We start from the raw sequence: 19,949 nt of genomic DNA on the forward strand, positions 1-19,949 counted from the left end.
CGGTCCTCGTAGCGGCTGGCGGCCATCGAGAAGGTGAAGGCGATCAGCAGGCCCAGCAGGGCCAGGGCCGCCGACAGCAGGTGCCCCGCCCCCTCGCCGTCGGCCTTTGTCCGCCCCCAGCGCACCATCAGCCGCTGGCAGCGGTAGCCCAGCTCCTGCATCAGGATCAGGCTCACGGCCAGGGCAATGCCGATCAGCGGCAGGGGCAGGGAAGACAGGCTGGGCATCGGCGACTCCGGCGGCGGGTCTTGCCGCGCGCTGATACTGCCGCAGCCGTGTGGGCAGGCAAGGTCAAGCTGGGGGAGGGCTCACAAGCGTTCCGCGGTGTGGGCCTGGCTCTCAGCCCCGAAACGCCTGTCATCCCGGCCAAACCGCCCCCGCTGGCGGGAGCCATCCTTAGATCTCACGGCGAGACGATCGCTGGTCTGGAAAGGTCACTCCGCCGACACCGCCCTCCGGGCGGCCGCTCCGCGGCGGCGAAGCCGTCCTTGACTGACCTTTCCAGACCAGCACGCTGCAGCCTCCAAGAGATTTAAGGATGAGCGCGACGCGGGGCGTCGGGTTTTGGGGCGGCGGGCAATGCCCGCTTCCGACCCATGGCGGACTGTAGCGCAATCGTGGCCGCTCGGAGCAATGTGCCGTCATTGCTCACGCCGTCACGACATTCATAGTACAGTTCACGCAATAAGGGGTTGCTGCATGCACCGGCTTATGTTCGCCATCGTTGTTTTCGGTCTCAGCGCCTGCCGTGATGCGCCTGCCTCGAGCACGGACGACCTAGTCCAAGCAGCCTCGTCGTTCGCCCACGCGGATTACCCCAAGGCGGGACGACTTGAAGCGACCGGGAACATTAAGTGCATCGTTCGACGGGCCAGGTCGGTAGCCGTAGCGGAGCGTCGCTTCGTGCTGGCGGTAACTTCGGCATCGCACGACAAGGCGTGCCTGGAGGAGCATGGCATCTTCCTTTCGGTGACGCCGTCGGAGCCAGAAATGCAAGTTGGCGTGAGGCTTTCAGGCTCCGCCGAGGGAACATTCGGGTACCGGACCCACTCGGTTCCTCAGGAACCGGTTGACGCTAGGGAAAGACGTATCGCCTCATTCCTCGCTGGCTTGATCAGCGCTGATCCGTTTGCAGCGGCGGAGCTTCCGCCATGGCAGCAAGGCGAACTGCAGCCCTCGCTACCCGACGACCTTGCATTTCAGCCACTAACTGACCGTGAGACGTACGAAGCGGTTCGAAAGCAGGACCAGTTTGTTTTCTGTTGGAAGAAGGACGAAACGGAGTTGCGCTGCACGGCTCTCGCTCCGCGACGTCGCCCATCGCAGATCGATCTTTTCATCGTCCATGGTTTCAACGACTTCCGCGAGATGGATGTGCATCAAGCCATCCATGCGGTTGTGAGTGGAAAAGCCACAACGAAGCTCTAGCGCTCAGAAATAATGGGCGCGGGCTGGGGCGTGACCCAGCTTCTGTACCCGGCCCATGGTCAACCCTCAGGTCAGCTTTCCACCCTTCTCAGACCTTCAGCCCGTCCGTTTCCGGCACCGATAGCCTTTGCATCCCCGCCGCCAGCGCCTCGCCCACATACCGCGCTCTCGGCCGGATCAGGCGCCCCGTCTGACCCTGCTCGATCGCATGGGCCAGCCACCCCGCCGTGCGGGCCACGGCGAACAGGATGAAGGGCGCGTCGGCCGGCAGGGCCAGAGCCCGCGACAGGCCGACCAGGGCCAGATCGATATTGGGCAGCAGGCCGGTTGCGGCCTCGGTTTCCCGGCGCAGCGCGTCCAGCAGGGGCGGCGGCGCAAAGACCTCCAGCAGGGCCCGCGCCCTCGGGTCGCCGTCCGGATAGAGCGGATGGCCAAAGCCCGGCATCGATGAGCCCTGGGCCAGACGGGCGGTCACGGCCCGGGCGGGCGAGGTGCGCTCGGCCTCCGCGACAAAGGCCTCGACCCGGGCCGCCATGCCGCCGTGCAACGGGCCTGACAGGGCGCAGAGCCCCGCCAGGGCGGCCGCCGACAGCGACGCCCCCGTCGAGGCCGCCACGCGGGCTGCAAAGGTCGAAGCGTTCAGCTCGTGATCGGCCAGCAGCACCAGCGCCCTCCGCAGCAGGTCGGCACCCGCCGCATCGACGCCCCAGGCCCGGGCCAGACGCTGATGCGCCGGCCCTTCGGTGTTCGCGCCCGCCGCCGCATCGACCACCTGGTCCAGCAGGGCCGCAGCTTCCAGGGCCAGGGCCAGGGGTGCCCGGCCCCGGGCCGGAGCCTCCTGACCGGCCCGCACGGCCAGGGCCGTGAACAGCCGGGCCCGCGCCGTGTCTCCGGCCACCACCGCGCCGGTCCGCGCGGCCTTCAGCGCCGCGCCATGGCCGCCGCGCAGCAGCCGCGCCACCTGTTCCAGCGTGTGATCCTTGGCCAGCTCCGCCGCGTCGCGGCCGCGATACCAGAGCCGGCCGCCCGCCACCGTGGTGATCGCCGAGGCCAGCACCGGTTCGCCCCAGGCGATGGCCTCGGCCGCGACATCGGCGGCTCGGCGGCCGCGCGCCTTGCGCTGGGCCAGGGCCGCCACGTCGGAGGCGCGATAGAGGCTGCGGCGCGGATCCTGCGGATGGGCGGCGGCCTCGATCCGGCCCCGGCTGACATAGGCATAGAGGGTCTGGGGCCGGATCCCCAGCCGTTCCAGAACCTGTTCCGCATCCAGCCAGTCACTCGCCATATAGATTGATTATATTGATCAAGATTGACGATCAAGGTTTGACGGCGCGAATTGCGCGGCGAAAGGAGACCTCCCATGTCGCAAGGTCTTGCCCAGGGGCTGGAAGGCGTGATCGCCGCCCACACTGTTCTGTCCGATGTCGACGGCGCCCATGGCCGCCTGGTCATTCGCGGCTATGCCGTCGAGGACCTGGCCGGCGCCACCCGCTTCGAGGACGCCGCCCACCTGCTGTTCGACGGCTTCTTCGACGACCTGCCGGCCGATCTGGCCCAGGCCCTGGGCGCGGCCCGGGTCGAGGTGTTCGCGCAAGTCGCGGCGCTCGACGAGGCCCTGGCCAAACGCGATCCGGTCGAGGCCATGCGCGCCCTGCTGGCCCGTCTGCCCGACGGCGACGATCTCGCCACCGCCCTGCTGCTGCTGGCCGCCCCGGCCGTCTTCACCCCTGCCGTGCTGCGCGTCGGCGCCGGCAGGGCGCCGGTCGCCCCCGATCCGGCCCTGTCGCACGCCGCCGACATCCTGCGCATGACACGGGGGACGCCCGCCTCCGACGCCGAAACCCGGGCGCTGGACGCCTATCTGGTCACGGTTTGCGACCATGGCCTCAATGCCTCGACCTTCGCGGCCCGGGTCATTGCCTCGACCCGCGCCGGCCTGACCTCGGCGGTGCTGGGCGGGCTCTCGGCCCTGAAGGGTCCCCTGCACGGCGGCGCGCCGGGGCCGGTGATCGACATGCTCGACGCGATCGGGACGCCGGACAATGCCCGGCCCTGGCTGGAAAAGGCCCTGGCACGCGGCGACCGGCTGATGGGCTTTGGTCACCGCATCTATCGCGTCCGCGACCCCCGCGCCGACGCCCTGAAAGCCGCGGTGCGCCGGCTGTCGGACGCCGCCGGAGCCCGGCCCGGTCGGGTGGTCTTCGCCGAGGCCGTCGAGCAGGCGGCCCTGCAGATCCTGCGCGAACGCAAGCCCGACCGGCCGCTCGACACCAATGTCGAGTTCTACACGGCCCTGCTGCTGGAGGCCCTGGGCCTGCCCCCGTCCAGCTTTACCTGCGTGTTCGCCATGGGCCGCACGGCCGGCTGGATCGCCCACGCCCGCGAGCAGCTGGCCGGCGGCAAGCTGATCCGGCCACAGTCGGTCTATGTCGGGCCGGGAGTGCGGCAGGCCGCCTGACGGCAAAGGCGAGAACGACTCGCGCGAGTCGTTCTCGCTGGGGTGGGGGCATTCGGCTTGATATGGAGGCAGCATGACGCTGTCCGCCCTCTCGCCCGAAACCCAGGCCATGACCCGCCGCGTCACCGCCCTGTCGGTGGCGGTGGCGGCCGTGCTGATTGTGGTCAAGACCCTGGCCTGGCTGGCCAGTGACTCGGTGGCCATGCTGGCCTCGCTGTCGGATTCCGGCCTCGACCTTGTCGCCTCACTGATCACCTTCTTTGCCGTCCGCTATGCAGCCGAGCCGCCGGATGCCGAGCACCGCTTCGGACACGGCAAGGCCGAGGCCTTTTCCAGCCTGATGCAGGGCGGCCTGGTGTTCGCCTCCGGAGCCCTGATCGGCCAGGAAGCCATCCGGGCCATGCTGCACCCCAGGCCCGTCGAGCAGGGCCTGATGGCCATGGCGGTGATGGTCGTGTCGATCGTCCTGACGCTGGGCCTGATCATCGCCCAGTCGAGGGTGCTGAAGTCGACCGGTTCGATCGCGGTGTCCGGCGACCGGGCCCACTATGCCGCCGACCTTGGCTCCAATGCCGTGGCCCTGCTCGGGATCGGCGCGGCCTCGTGGCTGGGGCTCTCCTGGGTCGACGCGGCGGCGGGCCTGATCGTCGCCCTGTGGCTGATCTGGGGCGCCATCGGCGTGTTCCGCGAGGCCTCGCATCAGCTGATGGACCGCGAACTGCCCGAGGAAGACCGCCGGCGGATCATTGCCCTGGCCTCAGAAGATCCGCGCCTGCTGGGCATTCACCAGCTGCGCACCCGCGCCTCCGGCCCCTATGTGCACATGCAGATGCACGCCGACCTCGAGGCCGGGATCTCGCTGGCCGAGGCCCACGCGATCATGGTCTCGGCCGAAAACCGGCTACTGGAGGCCTTCCCGGCCGCCGACATCATCATTCACCCCGACCCGCGCGGGAAGGCCGAGAGCCACGGCGGGCTGTTCGCGGAAGCCCATCACGGCTAGTAAGCGCCAGACTTTCCCGAGATGAGCCGCCGCCTTATGGACGATACCCTGGCCCAACTGCCGCAAGCCTTCACCGGCAAGACCGTGCTGGTCCTCGGCGATGTGATGCTGGACCGCTTCATCTATGGCGCCGTGGACCGCATCTCGCCTGAGGCTCCGGTGCCGGTCATCGCGGTCGAGCGCGAGACGGCCATGCTGGGCGGGGCCGGCAATGTGGCGCGCAATGTCGCGGCCCTCGGCGGCCGGGCCATCCTGCTGGGCCTGATCGGCGACGACGAGGCGGGTCGCACCCTGGAAGGCCTGCTGCGGGACGAAGCCGGGCTTGAGGCCGAACTGGTGATCGACCCCGCTCGCCGGACCACCGAAAAGGTCCGCTACATTTCCGGCTCGCACCAGATGCTGCGGGTCGACCGCGAAGACCGAACCGAGGCCAGGGCCGAGGCTCTGCTGGCCGTCTTCAACCGCCGTCTGGCCGAGGCTGACGTTGTGGTGCTGTCCGACTATGCCAAGGGCGTGCTGACCGACGCCGTGACCCGGTCCGCCATCGATGCGGCCCGCGCCGCCGGCAAGCCGGTGATCGTCGATCCCAAGAGCCGCAACCTCGCCCGCTATGACGGCGCGACCCTGATCAAGCCCAACCGCAAGGAAGCGGCCGAAGCTACGGGCATCAGCGGCAACAGCGACGAAGCCTCTGAAGCGGCCGGGGCCGCCATCCTGGCCCAGGCTCCCGGGCTGGAGGCTGCCCTGATCACCCGCGGCGGGGCGGGCATGACCCTCAGCCAGCGCGGCGCGGCGGCGGTCCATCTGCCGGCCACCGCTGTGGAGGTCTTCGATGTCTCCGGGGCCGGCGATACGGTCGCCGCGACCCTGGCCCTGGCCCTGGCCGCCGGTGCCGCCCTGGCCGAGGCCAGCGCCCTGGCCAATCTGGCCGCCGGCCTGGTCGTGGCCAAGCTGGGGACCGACGTCGTCACGGCCGCCGAACTGACCGCCCTGGCCCGCTCGGCCGCCGGAGAGCCCGCCGCCGTCAAGATCGCCGATCGCGACCAGGCCCGCGACATCGTCGCCGGCTGGCGCGCGCGCGGTCTGAAGGTGGGCTTCACCAACGGCTGCTTTGACCTGCTGCACCCTGGCCATGTCTCCCTGCTGGATCAGGCCAGGGCCGCCTGCGACCGGCTGATCGTCGGGCTCAATACCGACGCCTCGGTCTCAAAGCTGAAGGGCCCGACCCGTCCGGTCCAGAAGGAGGCCGGCCGCGCCACGGTGCTGGCCTCCCTGTCCTCGGTCGATCTGGTGGTCCTGTTCGACGAGGATACCCCCCTGCAGCTGATCGAGACCTTCCGGCCCGACGTGCTGGTCAAGGGGGCTGACTACACGGTCGAAACCGTGGTCGGCTCGGACCTCGTGCTGGGCTATGGCGGCCGGGTCGTGCTGGCCGATCTGAAGGCCGGCCAGAGCACCACCGCCCTGATCGGCCGGATGAACGCCACGCCCTGAACCCTCTGGGTCAAACCGCCGCACAAATCCCTGTTCCGGCAGGGTAAACAGTGTTCAGCAATCTCTTGTTAAGCAAAACGGCGCATCGCTCTTTCGATGCAGCCTGAATGCGCGTGGGCATGAGCGTCGACCGAATCCTTCACCATTTCCCGCTGGACCCCGCCTCGCGGCAGGTGCGTCTGGCCCTGGGCGAAAAGCGTCTGCCCTTCTCGGAGGTACAGGTTCGCTATTGGGAAGGTGCGCCGGAATTCCTGGCCCTGAATCCGTCGGGCCTGACCCCGGTCCTGGTCGAGACCCGCAACGAACGCCGCACCGTGGTCTGCGAGACCCGGGCCATCCTCGAACATATCGAGGAACAGGAGCCGGAGCCCGCCCTTCTGGGCCGCGAGGCCGGCGAACGGGCCGAGGCGCGCCGGCTGCTGCAATGGTTCGACCGCAAGTTCGACAACGAGGTCAACGGCTTCCTGCTGCATGAGAAGATGGAGAAGCGCCTGCTGCGGCTGGGCGCGCCCGACCTCTCGGCCCTGCGCCGGGGTCGCGATGCCCTGCGCCATCACCTGGCCTATATTGATGGCCTGCTGCAGACCCGCGACTGGCTGGCCGGACGCCGCATGAGCCTGGCCGACTTCGCCGCCGCCGCCCACCTGTCGGTGATCGACTATTTCGGCGACGTGCCGTGGAAGGACTTTCCGGCGGCCAAGACCTGGTACATGAAGCTGAAGTCGAGGCCGTGCTTCCGGCCGATCCTGGCCGACCGCTGGCCCGGCCTCGCGCCGGCCGGCCATTATGACGACCTCGATTTCTGACCCCGCCCCTGACGCCCTGAAGGCCGAGATCCGTGCAGAGGCCCTGCGCCTGGGCTTCTCGTCCTGCGGCTTTGCAGATGCGACCGCGCCCTGGCCCAACAGTGACTGGCTGGCCGCCTTCGTGGCCGAAGGTTTTCACGGCCAGATGGGCTGGATGGCCGAGACCCTGGAGCGGCGCAGCCACCCGACGGGCATGTGGCCGCAGGCCCGCTCCGCTGTGGTCCTGGGGCTGAACTATGGGCCCGATCATGATCCCCTGACCGCCCTGGCCCACAAGGACCGGGCCGCGATCTCGGTCTATGCCCAGGGCGACGACTATCACGAGGTGGTCAAGAAGCGGCTGAAGCTGCTGGCCGGCTGGATGCACCGGCGCTTCGGTCACGAGGTGAAGGTGTTTGTCGACACCGCCCCCCTGATGGAAAAGCCGCTGGCCCAGCGCGCCGGCCTGGGCTGGCAGGGCAAGCACACCAACCTGGTCTCGCGCGCGCTGGGCTCGTGGTTCTTCCTGGGTTCGGTTTTGACGACCCTGCCCCTGGCCCCGGATGCGGCCGAGGTCGATCACTGCGGGTCGTGCCGGGCCTGCCTGGACATCTGCCCGACCCAGGCCTTTCCGGCCCCGTACCGACTGGATGCCCGGCGCTGCATCTCCTACCTGACCATCGAACTGGCCGGCCCGATCCCGACGGAGTTCCGACCAGCGCTCGGCAACCGGATCTATGGCTGCGACGACTGCCTGGCCGCCTGCCCGTGGAACAAGTTCGCCCAGGTCTCCAGCGAGGCGAAGTTTCACGCCCGCGACAGCCTGCGCTCACCCCCCCTGGCCGAGCTGGCCAGACTGGACGACACGGCTTTCCGCGCCCTGTTCTCCAAGAGCCCGATCAAGCGCATCGGCCGCGACCGCTTCATCCGCAATGTGCTCTATGCCATCGGCAACAGCGGCGATGCCGGCCTGATGGCAGTGGTCGAGCCCCTGCTGACGGATCCCGCCCCCGTCGTGCGCGGCGCGGCGGTCTGGGCAGCGCGAAGGCTGGCCCCGGAACGGGCCGGGGAATTAAGATCAGCAGCGCCCGAAACCGAGCCACAGGTGCTGTCCGAATGGGCAGACTGAGACTTGCCTGGCCCCGCCCCGCGCAAGGCGAGGGGCGGGGGAGAAGCCCGGTTTAGCCCTGACGCTTGAGAAGGCGGCTGACCGCACGAAGCGGCGCAGAGACCCGCCAGGATGTGCTGTCATAGAGGGCGCGGATGTTGTTCTCCAGGTTGCGAATAGTCTCCGCCATCTGGTTCACCTGGGCCGTTTTCTCATTGACCAGGCCCTGGAAATCGAAGCTCGGTGCCGCGGTCTGAGGCGGATAGGGTGCCGGATAGGCCACCGGTGCCGGCTGCATGGACATCAGAACTTCCATGGCCTTGGCCTGACGGTTTGCCTCAGCGGCGTTCTCGATCACTTCGTGATAGGTTTTTGCCGACACCGTATTGAGGCCGTCTCCAATGGGGTCGACATAGCGCAGGGTATCGGCCGTCAGTTGTGGCCGCTCGGCGCGCACCCCGACATAGGCCCAGGTCATGCGGAAGATCGAGAACCCGTAGGCATTGCCGACATAACGGCCAAGATGCTGGCCAGCGGCCTGGCGGTCATTGTAAAGCTTGAGGAATTTCTCGCTCAGCTTCTGGGCCGCGAATTCCTTCATGTCCAGCATGCTGGTCATGCAGATCGTTTGATGGGCCTCGGAGAGCACCTGGAACATCGTGTAGAGCGTGGGGTCGCTCGCCAGGCAGAACTCCTGAATTTCGCCGAACTCTGACGTACTGAACTGCTGGCGGCGGTCGGGCGTGGTCGAACAGTGTAGAAGCTGCTGGTAGGTCTTGAACACGATGTCATCGATCAGACGATAGCGCGCCCCGCCCTGGGCCAGCTCAAACACTACGCCAGCCTGGCGATAGGTGAGACATTCGCGCCCGATCAGTCGGGTTAGCAGACGGACGACGCCCAAAGACCAGAAGTACAGGTTCGGAACGCCGATCCGTTCGGCGACCCGGTTCCAGTGACCGTTAGAGTAATCGTTCAGCCGGTAATAGACGAGCGGGCTGTTGACGAAGCTGGCCGTCCGCCCCTTTTGCGAGTCAATAAACCAAGCCACATGGCTGTAGATTTTTGATACGCCCAGCCAGTCCAGGCCATTCTGGAGAGACAGGTTTTCGCGGCGCTGAATGATGTTCGAGAGGCCGGCAAATGTATTGATCAGGCCGATACTCTCGATAACCTCATCGAGGCGGCCCGTGACGATCGCGCCATGCATCGGCATCGGCCGCATCGACTCAACTGCACCTTGCGGCCAGATCGTGACCGAATTGAAGATAAAGCAATCGCTCTGGCCCGATTGCAGCAAATCCAGCATGTAATCAATGCTGGCAATGTTGATCGGATCATCATCGCCCAGAAACCACACGTAGTCTCCGGAGGCATACTCCAAAGACCGCATGATGTTTTCTTCAGCAGTGTCGTAATGAACTTCGTTGTGAACCACCCGCATCTTGGGGTGTGAAAAGCGCGTAAGACGCTCGGCCGTATCGTCTGTAGACTTATTATTTACAACAATTAACTCAATATCGCATTTTTTATTTGAAAGCACGCTCGTTAATATTGTTCTGACTTGTGCTTCAACAAAAGGCCCGCGATTGTAAGACGGTATACAAATTGAAAGCAGCGGCTTTACAGTAGGATTTGACAAGATTTCTTTATTTTGAACCGATCGCGCCATTATGTGTTTCGCCTACCCTCAATAAAGACCTAGCGCACATCATGACACGCGATGTGAACTTAAATATTGGCTCATTTACCTAATTGCCAAAATAGATGCTGCCGTGCAATAGCCAAGCGTCATTGCTGGGGGTCAAATACATATGCCTGCAAACGCAAAAGGCTTCGGGACCGGGCGCATTCTGGTCACGGGCGGCCAGGGAATGCTCGGTTCGGACTTCGCGCTTGAGGCAGCCGCTTTCGAGGGACTTGAGGTACAGGCTCCAGGAAAGCTGGATCTCGATGTGCGCGACTCAGCGGCCCTGCAGGCCAGGGCCGACTGGGTCGAAGGCGGCTGGATCATTCATTGCGCTGCCATGGTTGATGTCGAAGGTTGCGCCCGGCAACCGGACCTGGCCCGGGCGATCATTGTCGATGGCGCGCGGAATGCGGCGGCTCTGGCCAAGGCAACCGGGGCCCGCCTGCTCTATCCACAGTCCTTTCTGGTCTATGACGGGGCGGAAAACCCGATTCCAGAGCGCGAAACCCCTCGCCCGCTCTCGCTCTATGGCGCGATGAAATGGGAAGCCGAGCAGGTCATTCGTGAAACCCTCGACGATGCCCTGGTTGTCCGGATGGCAGGGTTCTTCGGCGGCGGTTCGCGCGACAAGAACTTTGTGGGCCGCATCATTCCCGTCATTCAGGCCGCGATGCTCAAGGGAGCCGAGACGTTCGAGGTCGGTGACCGCGTCTGGCAACCGACCTGGACAAAGGATCTGGCCTTCAACAGCCTTTGCATCATGCAACGCGGCACGGCCGGGGTCTATCAGATGGCCTGTCGGGGCGAGGCGACGTTTCATGAGATCGCGCATGAGATCGTTGTGGCCCTTGGCTGGAACACGCGAATCCGGATTGTGCCGGTGAGCGCCTCGGCGGTGGCGCAGAGCGAGCTGGGACGCCGTCCCGATCGTGCGGTCCTGAGCTGCGAGCGACTGGCGAGCGAAAACCTCAACCTTCAGAGAGACTGGCGCTCAACCCTGCACGCCTATCTCGCCCATCCATTTTTCGACAAGTACCGATTGGAGCCCTAGTCGTGTCCAAAATTCTTCAGCCGCTCGAGACGGAAGTCTTCCCGTCCGTCCGCAACCGTACCGTCATGTCCGCCATGACCCGGGGCTTCGCCGACGCCGATCACAACGCCACACCCGCCATCGTCGAGTACTATCGGCGACGGGCCGCCGGGAACGTCGGCCTCATTCTCACGGAAGGCGTCGTCATTCACCCGAGCGCCGACGGCTACAATTCAGTGCCCCACATCGCGACCGAAGCCCAGGCTGAAAGCTGGAGGCCGGTTGTCGAGGCGGTCCACGAGGCCGGTGCGAAAATCGCCTGCCAGCTCTGGCATTGCGGACGCATCTCACACGCCGACTATACCGGTGGTCAACCGCCCGTAAGCTCCACAGACCGCGCCGCCGAGGGCATAAACCGCCAGAACGACAAGCCCTATGGTACGCCTCACCGGTTGACGGTCGACGAGATGCCGGTCGTCTATGACTACTTCGTAGAGGCTGCCCAGCGGGCCCTGGCCGTCGGATTTGACGCGGTGCAGCTTCACCTGGGCCACGGCTATCTGGCCGACCAGTTTCTCGACGCGCGGGTCAATGATCGTGAAGATGCCTATGGTGGCTCGGTTGAAAACCGCTGCCGGTTTGCCCTCGAGACCGTTGAACGGGTTCTGGCCGCCGTCCCGGCCGAACGGGTGATCGCCCGCATCTCGCCCTCGCGCTTCATGGGTGGCCTGTATGACTGGCCCGACATGGACGAGATGCTGGACTATCTGATCCCCCGCCTCTGGTCGCTTGGCCTGCGGGTCCTGGACGTGAGCTGCGCCAATGCCGACTACTTCCAGACCTCCGGCCGGGTTATCCGCAAGATTCGCCCCATGTGGCCCGGCGTCATCATGGGCGGAGCCTCTCTCACCCAGGAACAGGCCGAAGCGGAACTGGAAGCCGGCCTGCTTGACCTGGTGACCTGGGGACGATCCTTCATCGCCAACCCGGATCTGGCCGACAGGATCGCGTCCGGCGCCGACTGGGTGCCCTTCGACAACGCGATGCGCGATACCCTGGTCTAAGGACGGCTCCGGGCCAGGCGGCATCGCCTGGCCCGGACGACAGGCCCGCAGACTCTGGCCTTGATCCCGGCCCGGAAACCCGGAGCGCCGGCATCGAGTTCGTCACCAGGACGTACGCTAGAGCCTTCTGCTGAACGCAAGCCGTGGTAAGGACGGCCCATGACCCTCGACATCACCACCATCCGCGCCGCCGCCGCTCGCCTGGCCGGGCATATCGAGCGTACGCCCTGCCGCTATTCGCGAACCCTGTCGAAGATCACCGGGGCGGAAGTCTGGGTGAAGTTCGAGAACCTGCAGTTCACGGCGGCCTACAAGGAGCGCGGGGCGCTGAATAAGCTGATGCTGCTGTCGGACGCCGAAAAGGCGCGCGGCGTCATCGCCGCCAGCGCCGGCAACCACGCCCAGGGCCTGGCCTACCACGCCGCCCGGCTGGGCGTTCCGGCCACCATCGTCATGCCCAAGACCACCCCCTTCGTGAAGGTGCAGCACACCCGCGACTTTGGGGCCAATGTGGTGATCGAGGGCGAGACCTATGACGACGCCAACGCCCATGCGCGCAAGCTTTGCGACGAGCAGGGCCTGACCTTCGTGCATCCGTTCGATGACTACGACATCATGGCCGGCCAGGGCACCATTGCCCTGGAAATGCTCGAAGACGTGCCGGATCTCGAGATCCTGCCGGTGCCGATCGGCGGCGGCGGCCTGATCAGCGGTGTCGCCACGGCGGCCAAGGCCATCAATCCCGAGATTCGCATCATCGGCTGCGAACCGGCCATGTACCCGTCCTTCACGGCCAAGATGCGCGGCATCACCGCCCATTGCGGCGGCCAGACGATTGCCGAGGGCGTGGCGGTCAAGCAGGTTGGCGAACTGACCTATGGCGTGGCCCGGCCGCTGATCGACGATGTCCTGCTGCTGGAAGAGCCCCATATCGAGCAGGCGGTGGCACTCTATTGCAATGTCGAGAAGACCATTGCCGAGGGGGCCGGTGCAGCCTCTCTGGCGGCGCTGCTGGCCTATCCGGAGCGGTTCCGGGGCAAGAAGTGCGGCCTGATCCTGTGCGGCGGCAATATCGACACGCGCCTGCTGGCCTCGGTGCTGACCCGCGAACTGGTCCGGGCCCAGCGTCTCGTATCGCTGCGGATCATCGGTGACGACCGCCCGGGCCTGCTGTCGACCGTGGCCAGCGTCATCGGCACCATGGGGGCCAATATCATCGAGGTGAACCACAACCGGCTCGCCCTCGACGTGCCCGCCAAGGGGGCGGAGTTCGACATCACGATCGAGACCCGCGACGCCCAGCACACCCAGGATGTGATGAACGCCCTGCGCGAACGGGGCTATCCGCCCCGGGCGGTCTAGACGTTCTGCTCGAGTCGGCTGGCAACCTCATCAAGCTGATCAGCCAGCCAGTCCTGTTTGCGCAGCCGACATAGAGCCGCGCGGTTTCTGTACAGCTGGGGACGCTGGGGCATGAGTGAGATGGCCTCGATATAGGCCTCGTCCGCTTCAGCAAATCGGCCGAGTTGAATGAGGATCTGGGCCACCCGATCGCGCGGTGCCCATTGGTTTCCATTCGGCCGGCATAGCCCCACCGCCGTTCGGGCCCAGGCCAGGGCCAGATCCCTGTCGCCGTCCAGATAGGTGCTGATCGAGGCAAAAAACGGCGGTTCAACCAGGGCCGGCGCCAGGGTGTGAGCCCTCGTCAGGCAGTGTGTCGCCGCCCTGAAGCGGCCGCGATCGATCAGGCGCTGCCCAGCTTCCAGGAAATAGCTGGCGCCCCGCGCCGCCTGCCGTGCACGCGCGGCGCGGTGAACCCGGTCCCGGTCAGCGATCTGCGCTTCCAGGGCGACGATCCTGTCGGCCCAGGAACGCTCGCGACGGTCGAAGTCCTGCAACTGTCCCAGACTGTCGGGGTGCAACTTGGGTCCGAGAGACCGGACCATGGCCACATAGCATTCACCGAGCTGGACGATCTCGTTGTCCTGCAGGCCCGCGTTCTCGCAGGGAAGCTCGCAAAGGGCACCGTAATAACGCGCCGAGAAATCGCCACCGCCGGAAACGTCCGCCTCGGTTGCGGCATGATTGAGCCGGGACTTGACGGTCGTGTTCAGGATTTTCCGGATGGTGGTCTTTTTGGCCCGGGTACCGAAGACAAACTGGCTAAGGCCGTGAATCTGCTCTTCCGCCCCTTCGAACCAGCGCTCATAGACCACGAGCGCGAACGGACGATCCTTCAGGAACTGGGCGATGGTCGCCATGTTCTCCATCCACAGCAGGTCTGCCATTTCGTAAGACTGGCCGCTGAAATGCTGAATGGACTTGTTCACGGCGCAGGGCTTGCGCAGGGCCACGACATAGCGCGGCGTCAGGTTTTCCCGCTTGAAGACCCTCTCCCAGAAGGGCATCAGCGCGATGGTACGGGGGTCCTTGAAGATGAACCGGGTCAGGCCTTCTTCCCGGCGTGCGGCGAAGTAGCTGCAGGCCCGCCGGATCAGCACCCGCGCCTTGGCCGACGCCAGGACAGCCGACCAGTCCGGGCGGCTCCAGGACGCCGGATAGGCAAAATTGATCCCGGCGAGTTTTTCGACCTCAACACGGATCGCCAGCAGTTCCTGAGACTCGAAAAACCCGTCTGGATTCAGATCAGGATGAGCATCGAGCATATCCGGGGGCAGATTTGCTCCGAGGTTATTCAGTATCTGAGCTGCAAGTGACGTTCCAGAGCGCGGCAAAGACAGGATCGTGATAACTTGCATTTAGACCAATACCTGAGCATATAAACTTAGTTCCGCGTCACAGTTTGCCGGAATATAGTGTTGGCGTGCCGATGAGTGCAGTCTTTTTCAGATTACGGACCACTTTCTTGCGGCGCAACCGTGAAGTTCATCTCGCAAGTTTGTTGCGATAGATTTCGAAATGACTACAGGCCTGAAACAATCAGGCGGGAGGGCACGCCGCCCGATCGCATCCTCTTTCCAGGCCCGGCGCTGAAGGCAGCAGGGTGCCGGCCCGGGCCGCAGGCGGCGCCCCTTCCGAACCGGCAAAGGTCATGATCAACGCGCCTGGATCGGCCTGTGAGTCACAGGCCGATCCAGTGGCAACAGAGAGGCTACAGCAGAGCCGAGATCGCCGCGCGGGCGGCTTCGCCGAGGTCGGGGCGCTTCAGGGCCAGGGCGACATTGGCCCGCAGCAGGCCGATCTTGTCGCCGCAGTCATGGGTCACGCCCTCATATATGTAGGCGTGGAACGGCTGCAGGTGCAGAAGCTTGGCCATCGAGTCGGTGAGCTGGATCTCGTTGCCGGCCCCCTTCTCCTGCTCGGCCAGCAGGCCGAAGATTTCCGGCTGCAGGATATAGCGGCCCGCGATCGACCAGTTCGAGGGCGCGGTGCCCTTGGCGGGTTTTTCGACCATGCCGCTCATGGTGGCGAGGCGACCATCGACCTTGCTGGGCGCGACGATGCCGTACTTGTGGGTGTCAGCCTCGGGAACTTCCTCGACGCCGACCAGATTGCCGCCGCCGACCTTGTTATAGGCGTCGACCAGCTGGCCGAGGGCCGAGCGCTCGGCATCGATGATGACGTCAGGCAGCATGACGGCGAAGGGCTCGTCGCCGATGATGTCGCGGGCGCACCAGACGGCGTGACCCAGGCCCAGCGGGGCCATCTGGCGCACGAAGCTCATCTCGCCCGGCTTGGGCAGTTCGGCGCGCAGCTGGGCCAGGATGTCCAGCTTGCCCTTGGCTTCGAGTTGCGCCTCGAGTTCGATCTGGTGATCGAAATAGTCCTCGATGGCCCCCTTGCCGCGACCCGTCACGAAGACGAAGTGCTCGATGCCGGCCTTGCGGCCTTCCTCGACCACATAGGACAGGATCGGACGGTCCACGACGTTCAGCAGTTCCTTCGGCGTCGTCTTGGTCCCCGGCAGGACCCGGGTGCCCAGGCCGGCGACAGGAAGAACGGCCTTGCGAACAGGTTTCATGAAGCGCCTCTCAGCTTGATCTCGAAGTGGTCTAGGCGAGACCGGGCCCGCGCTCCACCACTGTTCGGTGAAAAATGCCCGATACGGCTGCACCGATCCTTAACGCGGCGATGATTTCCCGGCGACGCGAAATAGTCTAGCACTCCCGCACCCCTCGTTCGGAAGCTTTCCCATGTTTCGCGCCCTCGGCCTCGTCATCGCCCTCCTCGCCACCCTGGGCCTTTCGGCGTGCGGTCCCAGCGAGAAGATGAAGGCCCGCGCCGCCAATCTGACGGCCGGTCAGGCCTTCCTGGACAAGAACGCCAAGGCCCCCGGCGTCGTCACCCTGCCCAGCGGCGTGCAGTACCGGATCGTGCGCTCTGGCCCGGCCGAGGGTCGCAAGCCGACCCGGGCCGACGAGGTCAAGGTCCACTATGAGGGCAAGCTTCTGGACGGGACGGTGTTCGACAGCTCCTACGAGCGCGGCATGCCGGCCTCGTTTCCGCTGGACGGGCTGATCCCGGCCTGGATCGAGGCCCTGCAGCTGATGCGTCCCGGCGATGAATGGGAACTGTTCGTGCCGCCGGCCCAGGGCTATGGCGAGCATGACAAGGGTCCGATCCCCGGCAACAGCGTCATGGTTTTCCGGATCGAGCTGATCGACGTCCTGCGCGCGACCCCCACCCCGAAATAGCGACAGACTTCAGTCGGTGAAGACCACGGTCTTGCGGCCATTGAGCAGGACCCGGTCTTCCAGACGGTAGTGCAGGGCGCGGGCCAGTACCCGGCGCTCGATGTCCCGGCCCTTGCGGATCAGGTCCTCGGGCGTGTCGCGATGGCTGATGCGCTCGACGTCCTGCTCGATGATCGGGCCTTCGTCGAGGTCGCCGGTCACATAGTGGGCGCTGGCCCCGATCAGCTTCACGCCCCGGGCGTGGGCCTGGTGATAGGGCTTGGCCCCCTTGAAGCCGGGCAGGAACGAGTGATGGATATTGATGCAGCGGCCGTCCAGCTTGGCTGACAGGCCGTCTGACAGCACCTGCATGTAGCGGGCGAGCACGACGATGTCGGTTTTGGTGTCCTGGATCAGTTTCCACAGCTCGGCTTCCTGCTCGAGCTTGGTGTCCTTGGTCACCGGCAGGTGATGGAAGGGCAGGCCTGACAGGTCGACATTGGCATAGGTCGAGGCCGGATGGTTGGAGACCACCGCCGCGATGTCCATCGGCAGTTCGCCGATCTTCCAGCGATAGACAAGGTCGGCCAGGCAGTGATCGAACTTGCTGGCCAGGATCATGACCCGGTAGCGCTCGCTGCGGGCCCGCAGCGTCCAGCGCATTGAAAGGGCGGTGGCCACGACCGCGAAATCGGTTCGCAGGGCCTCATGGTCGGCGTTGTCTGCGTCGAACACCACGCGCATGAAGAACTGGCCGGTCTCCTGGTCGTCAAACTGCTGCGCGTCGAGAATGTTGCACGCGCGGTCGAACAGGAAGGTGGAGACCTTGGCGACGATGCCGCGCTGGTCTGGACAGGACAGGGTCAGGATCATGGTTCGCCCCGTCTAGTGCCGGTGCGCGCCGAGGGAAAGCCGCTTCGCGCGAAAAGCGTCGAATTTCGCTGCCTTTTCGAGCGCTTTCATGCGCCCTGAAGGGCAAAAACCGGCCAGTCCGGGTCGGCCATGCCACCTGTCGCGACGCCATGGGCAAGTCGGCCTGGTCGGACTAGGCTGGGCCCATGGCATCCTCTCCCGAAGCGCTTTCGGCCCGCGCGGTCGATCTCCTGGCCCGGCTGGTCGCGTTCGACACCACCTCGCGCCTGTCCAATCTCGACCTGATCGCCTGGGTCGAGACCTACCTTGCCGACCTGGGCATTGCGTCCCGTCGCGTGCCCAATGCCGACGGGACAAAGAGCAACCTGCTGGCCACCATCGGTCCGACCGTGCCGGGGGGCGTCGTTCTGTCGGGCCATACCGACGTCGTCCCGGTCGATGGCCAGCCCTGGTCCACCGACCCCTTCGTCCTGACCGAGAAGGACGGCCGCCTCTATGGTCGCGGCACATGCGACATGAAGGGGTTCCTGGCCCTGGCCCTGGCGGCCGCCCCGGACCTGGCGGCGGCGAACCTGTCCCGGCCGGTGCACCTGGCCTTTTCCTATGACGAGGAGGTCGGCTGCCTGGGGGCCCCGGACATGATCGCGGTCATCGCCAGCGACCTGCCCCGCCCGGCCCTGGTGGTCGTGGGCGAACCCACCGACATGGTGGCCGTCAGCGGCCACAAGGGCATTGCCAGCTTCAAGGTCACGGTCAGCGGTCGCGAGGCCCATTCCAGCCTCACCCATCTCGGCGTTTCGGCCAATATGGCAGCGGTGAAGCTGATGGCCGGGCTGGTCGCCCTGTCGGAGCGGCTGGCCCGCGAGGCCGACCCGGCCTCGCCGTTTACGCCCAAGGGCGCGACCCTGACCATCGGTCAGGTCAATGGCGGCACGGCGGTCAATATCCTGGCCCGAGAATGCGTCTTCATCTTCGACCTGCGCACTCCGCCGGGCATGGACCCGATGGCGATCCTGGCGGAATTTTTTGCGGCGGCTGCAGCGATGGATACCGACCTCAAGGCCCGCGCGCCCGAGGCGGGGGTCAGGGTCGAACGGCGCTCCCTGACCCCGTCCTTTGCCCCGGAGACTGACGGTGTCGCCGAAGCCTTCGCCCGGCGTCTGGCCGGCGACAACGGCCCGGCCCGGGTTGTGCCCTATGCCGCCGAGGCCGGGCAGTTCCAGGGTGCCGGGTTCTCCACCGTGATCTGTGGTCCCGGCTCGATCGACCAGGCCCACCAGCCCGACGAGTTTGTCGAGATCAGCCAGATGCAGCGCGGTGCGGCCTTCATGGCGCGACTGCTCGAGGCGCTTTCGACGTCCTGATCACAAACCGCCGGCCGATGAAGGCGGCCGGATCGATCGACATCACCCGCAGGATTGCGCCCGAGCCGACCCGGCGCCCGGCCTGAACCCTGCGGCGCTCGGCCAGGACGGCGGCCAGGGCCTTGGGCTCCAGCGCCGCCCGGATCCCCCGCGCAGCCGGTCCGGCATCGCCCCGGCGCAGGTGCAGCAGCAACAGGGCCGCCGTCACGGCCACGTGCAGCGGCGTGGTCAGCCACAGCAGCAGCGGCGGGGTATTCTTCAGGAAGGTCCAGACCCGGTTGCGCGATCCGTGGAAGACGGCGAACTCCGACCGCACCCCGGTGCTGGCCGAGCCGACATGGGCAACCCGGGCCCTGGGCAGGAGCAGGGTCTGACGACCGGTCAGACGCAGGCGGTATCCGAGGTCGACGTCCTCGCAATAGCAGAAGTACCGTGCATCGAAGCCGCCCAGTGCCAGGAACAGGGCCCTGTCGATGAACATCGCCGCGCCGCAGGCCGAGAATACCTCGCCCTCGCGCAGGTCCCCAGGAAGCCTGCGACGATAGCCGCCGCGGAACGGGATACCCGCCGAGGTCATGTTGTCGCCGGCCCCGTCCAGCAGTTCAGGGTCCTCGACCGTGGTCTGGAGCGAGGCAAAGGACTCGACGCCGGGATGTCGCGCCGCGCCCGCGACCAGTTCGGCAAGCCAGCCGGGTTCGGGATAGGCGTCCGGGTTCAGCAGGGCCAGCCAGCGGCCCCGGGCCCGCGCCGCCGCAAGATTGTTGCCGACGGCAAAGCCGAGGTTCTCGCCGGGCTCGAGAAAGATCAGGTCCGGGTCAGCCGCTGCGGCAGCCTGGGCCGCGCCGTCGGTGGAGGCGTTGTCGACCAGGATCACCTCGAAGTCCGCGAAGGTCTGGGCTCTCAGTCCGGCGAGGCAGCGCTCAAGCGTCGGGCCGCTCTGATAGGCAACGATGATCACGCTGACGGTGGGGACGGGCTTGTCATCCTTCGTCGCAGACGGCATCGGTGGCACGCTCAT

The 19,949-nt window shown here is 66.0% G+C and carries 18 protein-coding genes; 11 read left to right on the top strand and 7 right to left on the bottom strand.

What is annotated here, in order from left to right; translation table 11 throughout:
* Positions 1-227, bottom strand: a 227-nt coding sequence (locus DBR10_RS19350) for a hypothetical protein (protein WP_199225345.1), incomplete at its 3' end; no start/stop codon positions are given.
* A 472-nt stretch (positions 228-699) separates the two neighbouring features.
* Between DBR10_RS19350 and DBR10_RS14460 the strand changes: the two genes are divergently transcribed.
* A complete protein-coding gene (locus tag DBR10_RS14460) occupies positions 700-1,428 on the top strand; it encodes a hypothetical protein (protein ID WP_108504441.1) in 729 nt (242 codons plus the stop codon).
* Positions 1,429-1,516: 88 nt separating this feature from the next.
* On the opposite strand, the gene DBR10_RS14465 is transcribed toward DBR10_RS14460, so the two are convergent.
* Positions 1,517-2,713: a citrate synthase family protein gene (locus DBR10_RS14465; RefSeq protein ID WP_199223483.1), complete on the bottom strand. Its 1,197-nt coding sequence runs from the start codon at positions 2,711-2,713 to the stop codon at positions 1,517-1,519.
* A 75-nt stretch (positions 2,714-2,788) separates the two neighbouring features.
* Between DBR10_RS14465 and DBR10_RS14470 the strand changes: the two genes are divergently transcribed.
* From DBR10_RS14470 to queG, 5 genes are all read left to right on the top strand, one after another.
* A complete protein-coding gene (locus DBR10_RS14470) occupies positions 2,789-3,886 on the top strand; it encodes a citrate synthase/methylcitrate synthase (RefSeq protein ID WP_108504440.1) in 1,098 nt (365 codons plus the stop codon).
* Between the two features lie 73 nt (positions 3,887-3,959).
* On the top strand, positions 3,960-4,889 hold the full coding sequence (locus DBR10_RS14475) for a cation diffusion facilitator family transporter (protein WP_108504439.1): 930 nt from the start codon (positions 3,960-3,962) through the stop codon (positions 4,887-4,889).
* Between the two features lie 36 nt (positions 4,890-4,925).
* Positions 4,926-6,383, top strand: coding sequence for a D-glycero-beta-D-manno-heptose-7-phosphate kinase (gene rfaE1, locus DBR10_RS14480; protein ID WP_108556456.1), 1,458 nt, complete (start codon positions 4,926-4,928; stop codon positions 6,381-6,383).
* Positions 6,384-6,502: 119 nt separating this feature from the next.
* Entirely contained in the window at positions 6,503-7,189 is a 687-nt protein-coding gene (gene fzlA, locus DBR10_RS14485; protein WP_108505794.1) for an FtsZ-binding protein FzlA, read from the top strand.
* On the top strand, positions 7,170-8,297 hold the full coding sequence (queG, locus tag DBR10_RS14490) for a tRNA epoxyqueuosine(34) reductase QueG (protein ID WP_108505793.1): 1,128 nt from the start codon (positions 7,170-7,172) through the stop codon (positions 8,295-8,297). Before fzlA ends, queG begins: the two co-directional genes overlap by 20 nt.
* A gap of 52 nt (positions 8,298-8,349) precedes the next feature.
* On the opposite strand, the gene DBR10_RS14495 is transcribed toward queG, so the two are convergent.
* Entirely contained in the window at positions 8,350-9,948 is a 1,599-nt protein-coding gene (locus DBR10_RS14495; RefSeq protein ID WP_108505792.1) for a glycosyltransferase family 2 protein, read from the bottom strand.
* A 142-nt stretch (positions 9,949-10,090) separates the two neighbouring features.
* On the opposite strand from DBR10_RS14495, the gene DBR10_RS14500 reads away from it, so the two are divergent.
* The 3 genes from DBR10_RS14500 to DBR10_RS14510 all read left to right on the top strand — a co-directional run bounded on the left by DBR10_RS14500 (position 10,091) and on the right by DBR10_RS14510 (position 13,422).
* The gene (locus DBR10_RS14500; RefSeq protein WP_108490399.1) at positions 10,091-11,017 is read left to right on the top strand and encodes an SDR family oxidoreductase; all 927 of its coding nucleotides are present in this window, start codon (positions 10,091-10,093) and stop codon (positions 11,015-11,017) included.
* 2 nt (positions 11,018-11,019) lie between these two features.
* A complete protein-coding gene (locus tag DBR10_RS14505; RefSeq protein WP_108505791.1) occupies positions 11,020-12,060 on the top strand; it encodes an oxidoreductase in 1,041 nt (346 codons plus the stop codon).
* Between the two features lie 159 nt (positions 12,061-12,219).
* Positions 12,220-13,422, top strand: a complete 1,203-nt coding sequence (locus DBR10_RS14510; protein ID WP_108490192.1) for a threonine ammonia-lyase — start codon at positions 12,220-12,222, stop codon at positions 13,420-13,422.
* Here the strand turns inward: DBR10_RS14510 and DBR10_RS14515 are convergent.
* Together DBR10_RS14515 and DBR10_RS14520 are read right to left on the bottom strand one after the other, a co-directional pair.
* A complete protein-coding gene (locus DBR10_RS14515) occupies positions 13,419-14,819 on the bottom strand; it encodes a sulfotransferase (protein ID WP_158272233.1) in 1,401 nt (466 codons plus the stop codon). The genes DBR10_RS14510 and DBR10_RS14515 overlap by 4 nt on opposite strands.
* A 353-nt stretch (positions 14,820-15,172) precedes the next feature.
* Positions 15,173-16,042: a UTP--glucose-1-phosphate uridylyltransferase gene (locus DBR10_RS14520; RefSeq protein ID WP_108489563.1), complete on the bottom strand. Its 870-nt coding sequence runs from the start codon at positions 16,040-16,042 to the stop codon at positions 15,173-15,175.
* Between the two features lie 172 nt (positions 16,043-16,214).
* Here DBR10_RS14520 and DBR10_RS14525 point away from each other — a divergent pair, with 172 nt between their 5' ends.
* Entirely contained in the window at positions 16,215-16,715 is a 501-nt protein-coding gene (locus DBR10_RS14525) for an FKBP-type peptidyl-prolyl cis-trans isomerase (protein ID WP_108505789.1), read from the top strand.
* 9 nt (positions 16,716-16,724) lie between these two features.
* On the opposite strand, the gene purU is transcribed toward DBR10_RS14525, so the two are convergent.
* Positions 16,725-17,567, bottom strand: a complete 843-nt coding sequence (gene purU, locus DBR10_RS14530) for a formyltetrahydrofolate deformylase (protein WP_108556458.1) — start codon at positions 17,565-17,567, stop codon at positions 16,725-16,727.
* A gap of 185 nt (positions 17,568-17,752) precedes the next feature.
* On the opposite strand from purU, the gene argE reads away from it, so the two are divergent.
* The gene (gene argE, locus DBR10_RS14535) at positions 17,753-18,931 is read left to right on the top strand and encodes an acetylornithine deacetylase (RefSeq protein WP_108505034.1); all 1,179 of its coding nucleotides are present in this window, start codon (positions 17,753-17,755) and stop codon (positions 18,929-18,931) included.
* Here the strand turns inward: argE and DBR10_RS14540 are convergent.
* Positions 18,894-19,934, bottom strand: a complete 1,041-nt coding sequence (locus DBR10_RS14540) for a glycosyltransferase family 2 protein (protein ID WP_108490458.1) — start codon at positions 19,932-19,934, stop codon at positions 18,894-18,896. The two genes, argE and DBR10_RS14540, sit on opposite strands and share 38 nt — an antisense overlap.
* Positions 19,935-19,949: the final 15 nt, after the last annotated feature.

The organism is Caulobacter sp. HMWF025, assembly GCF_003060965.1.
Classification (GTDB): Bacteria; Pseudomonadota; Alphaproteobacteria; order Caulobacterales; family Caulobacteraceae; genus Caulobacter.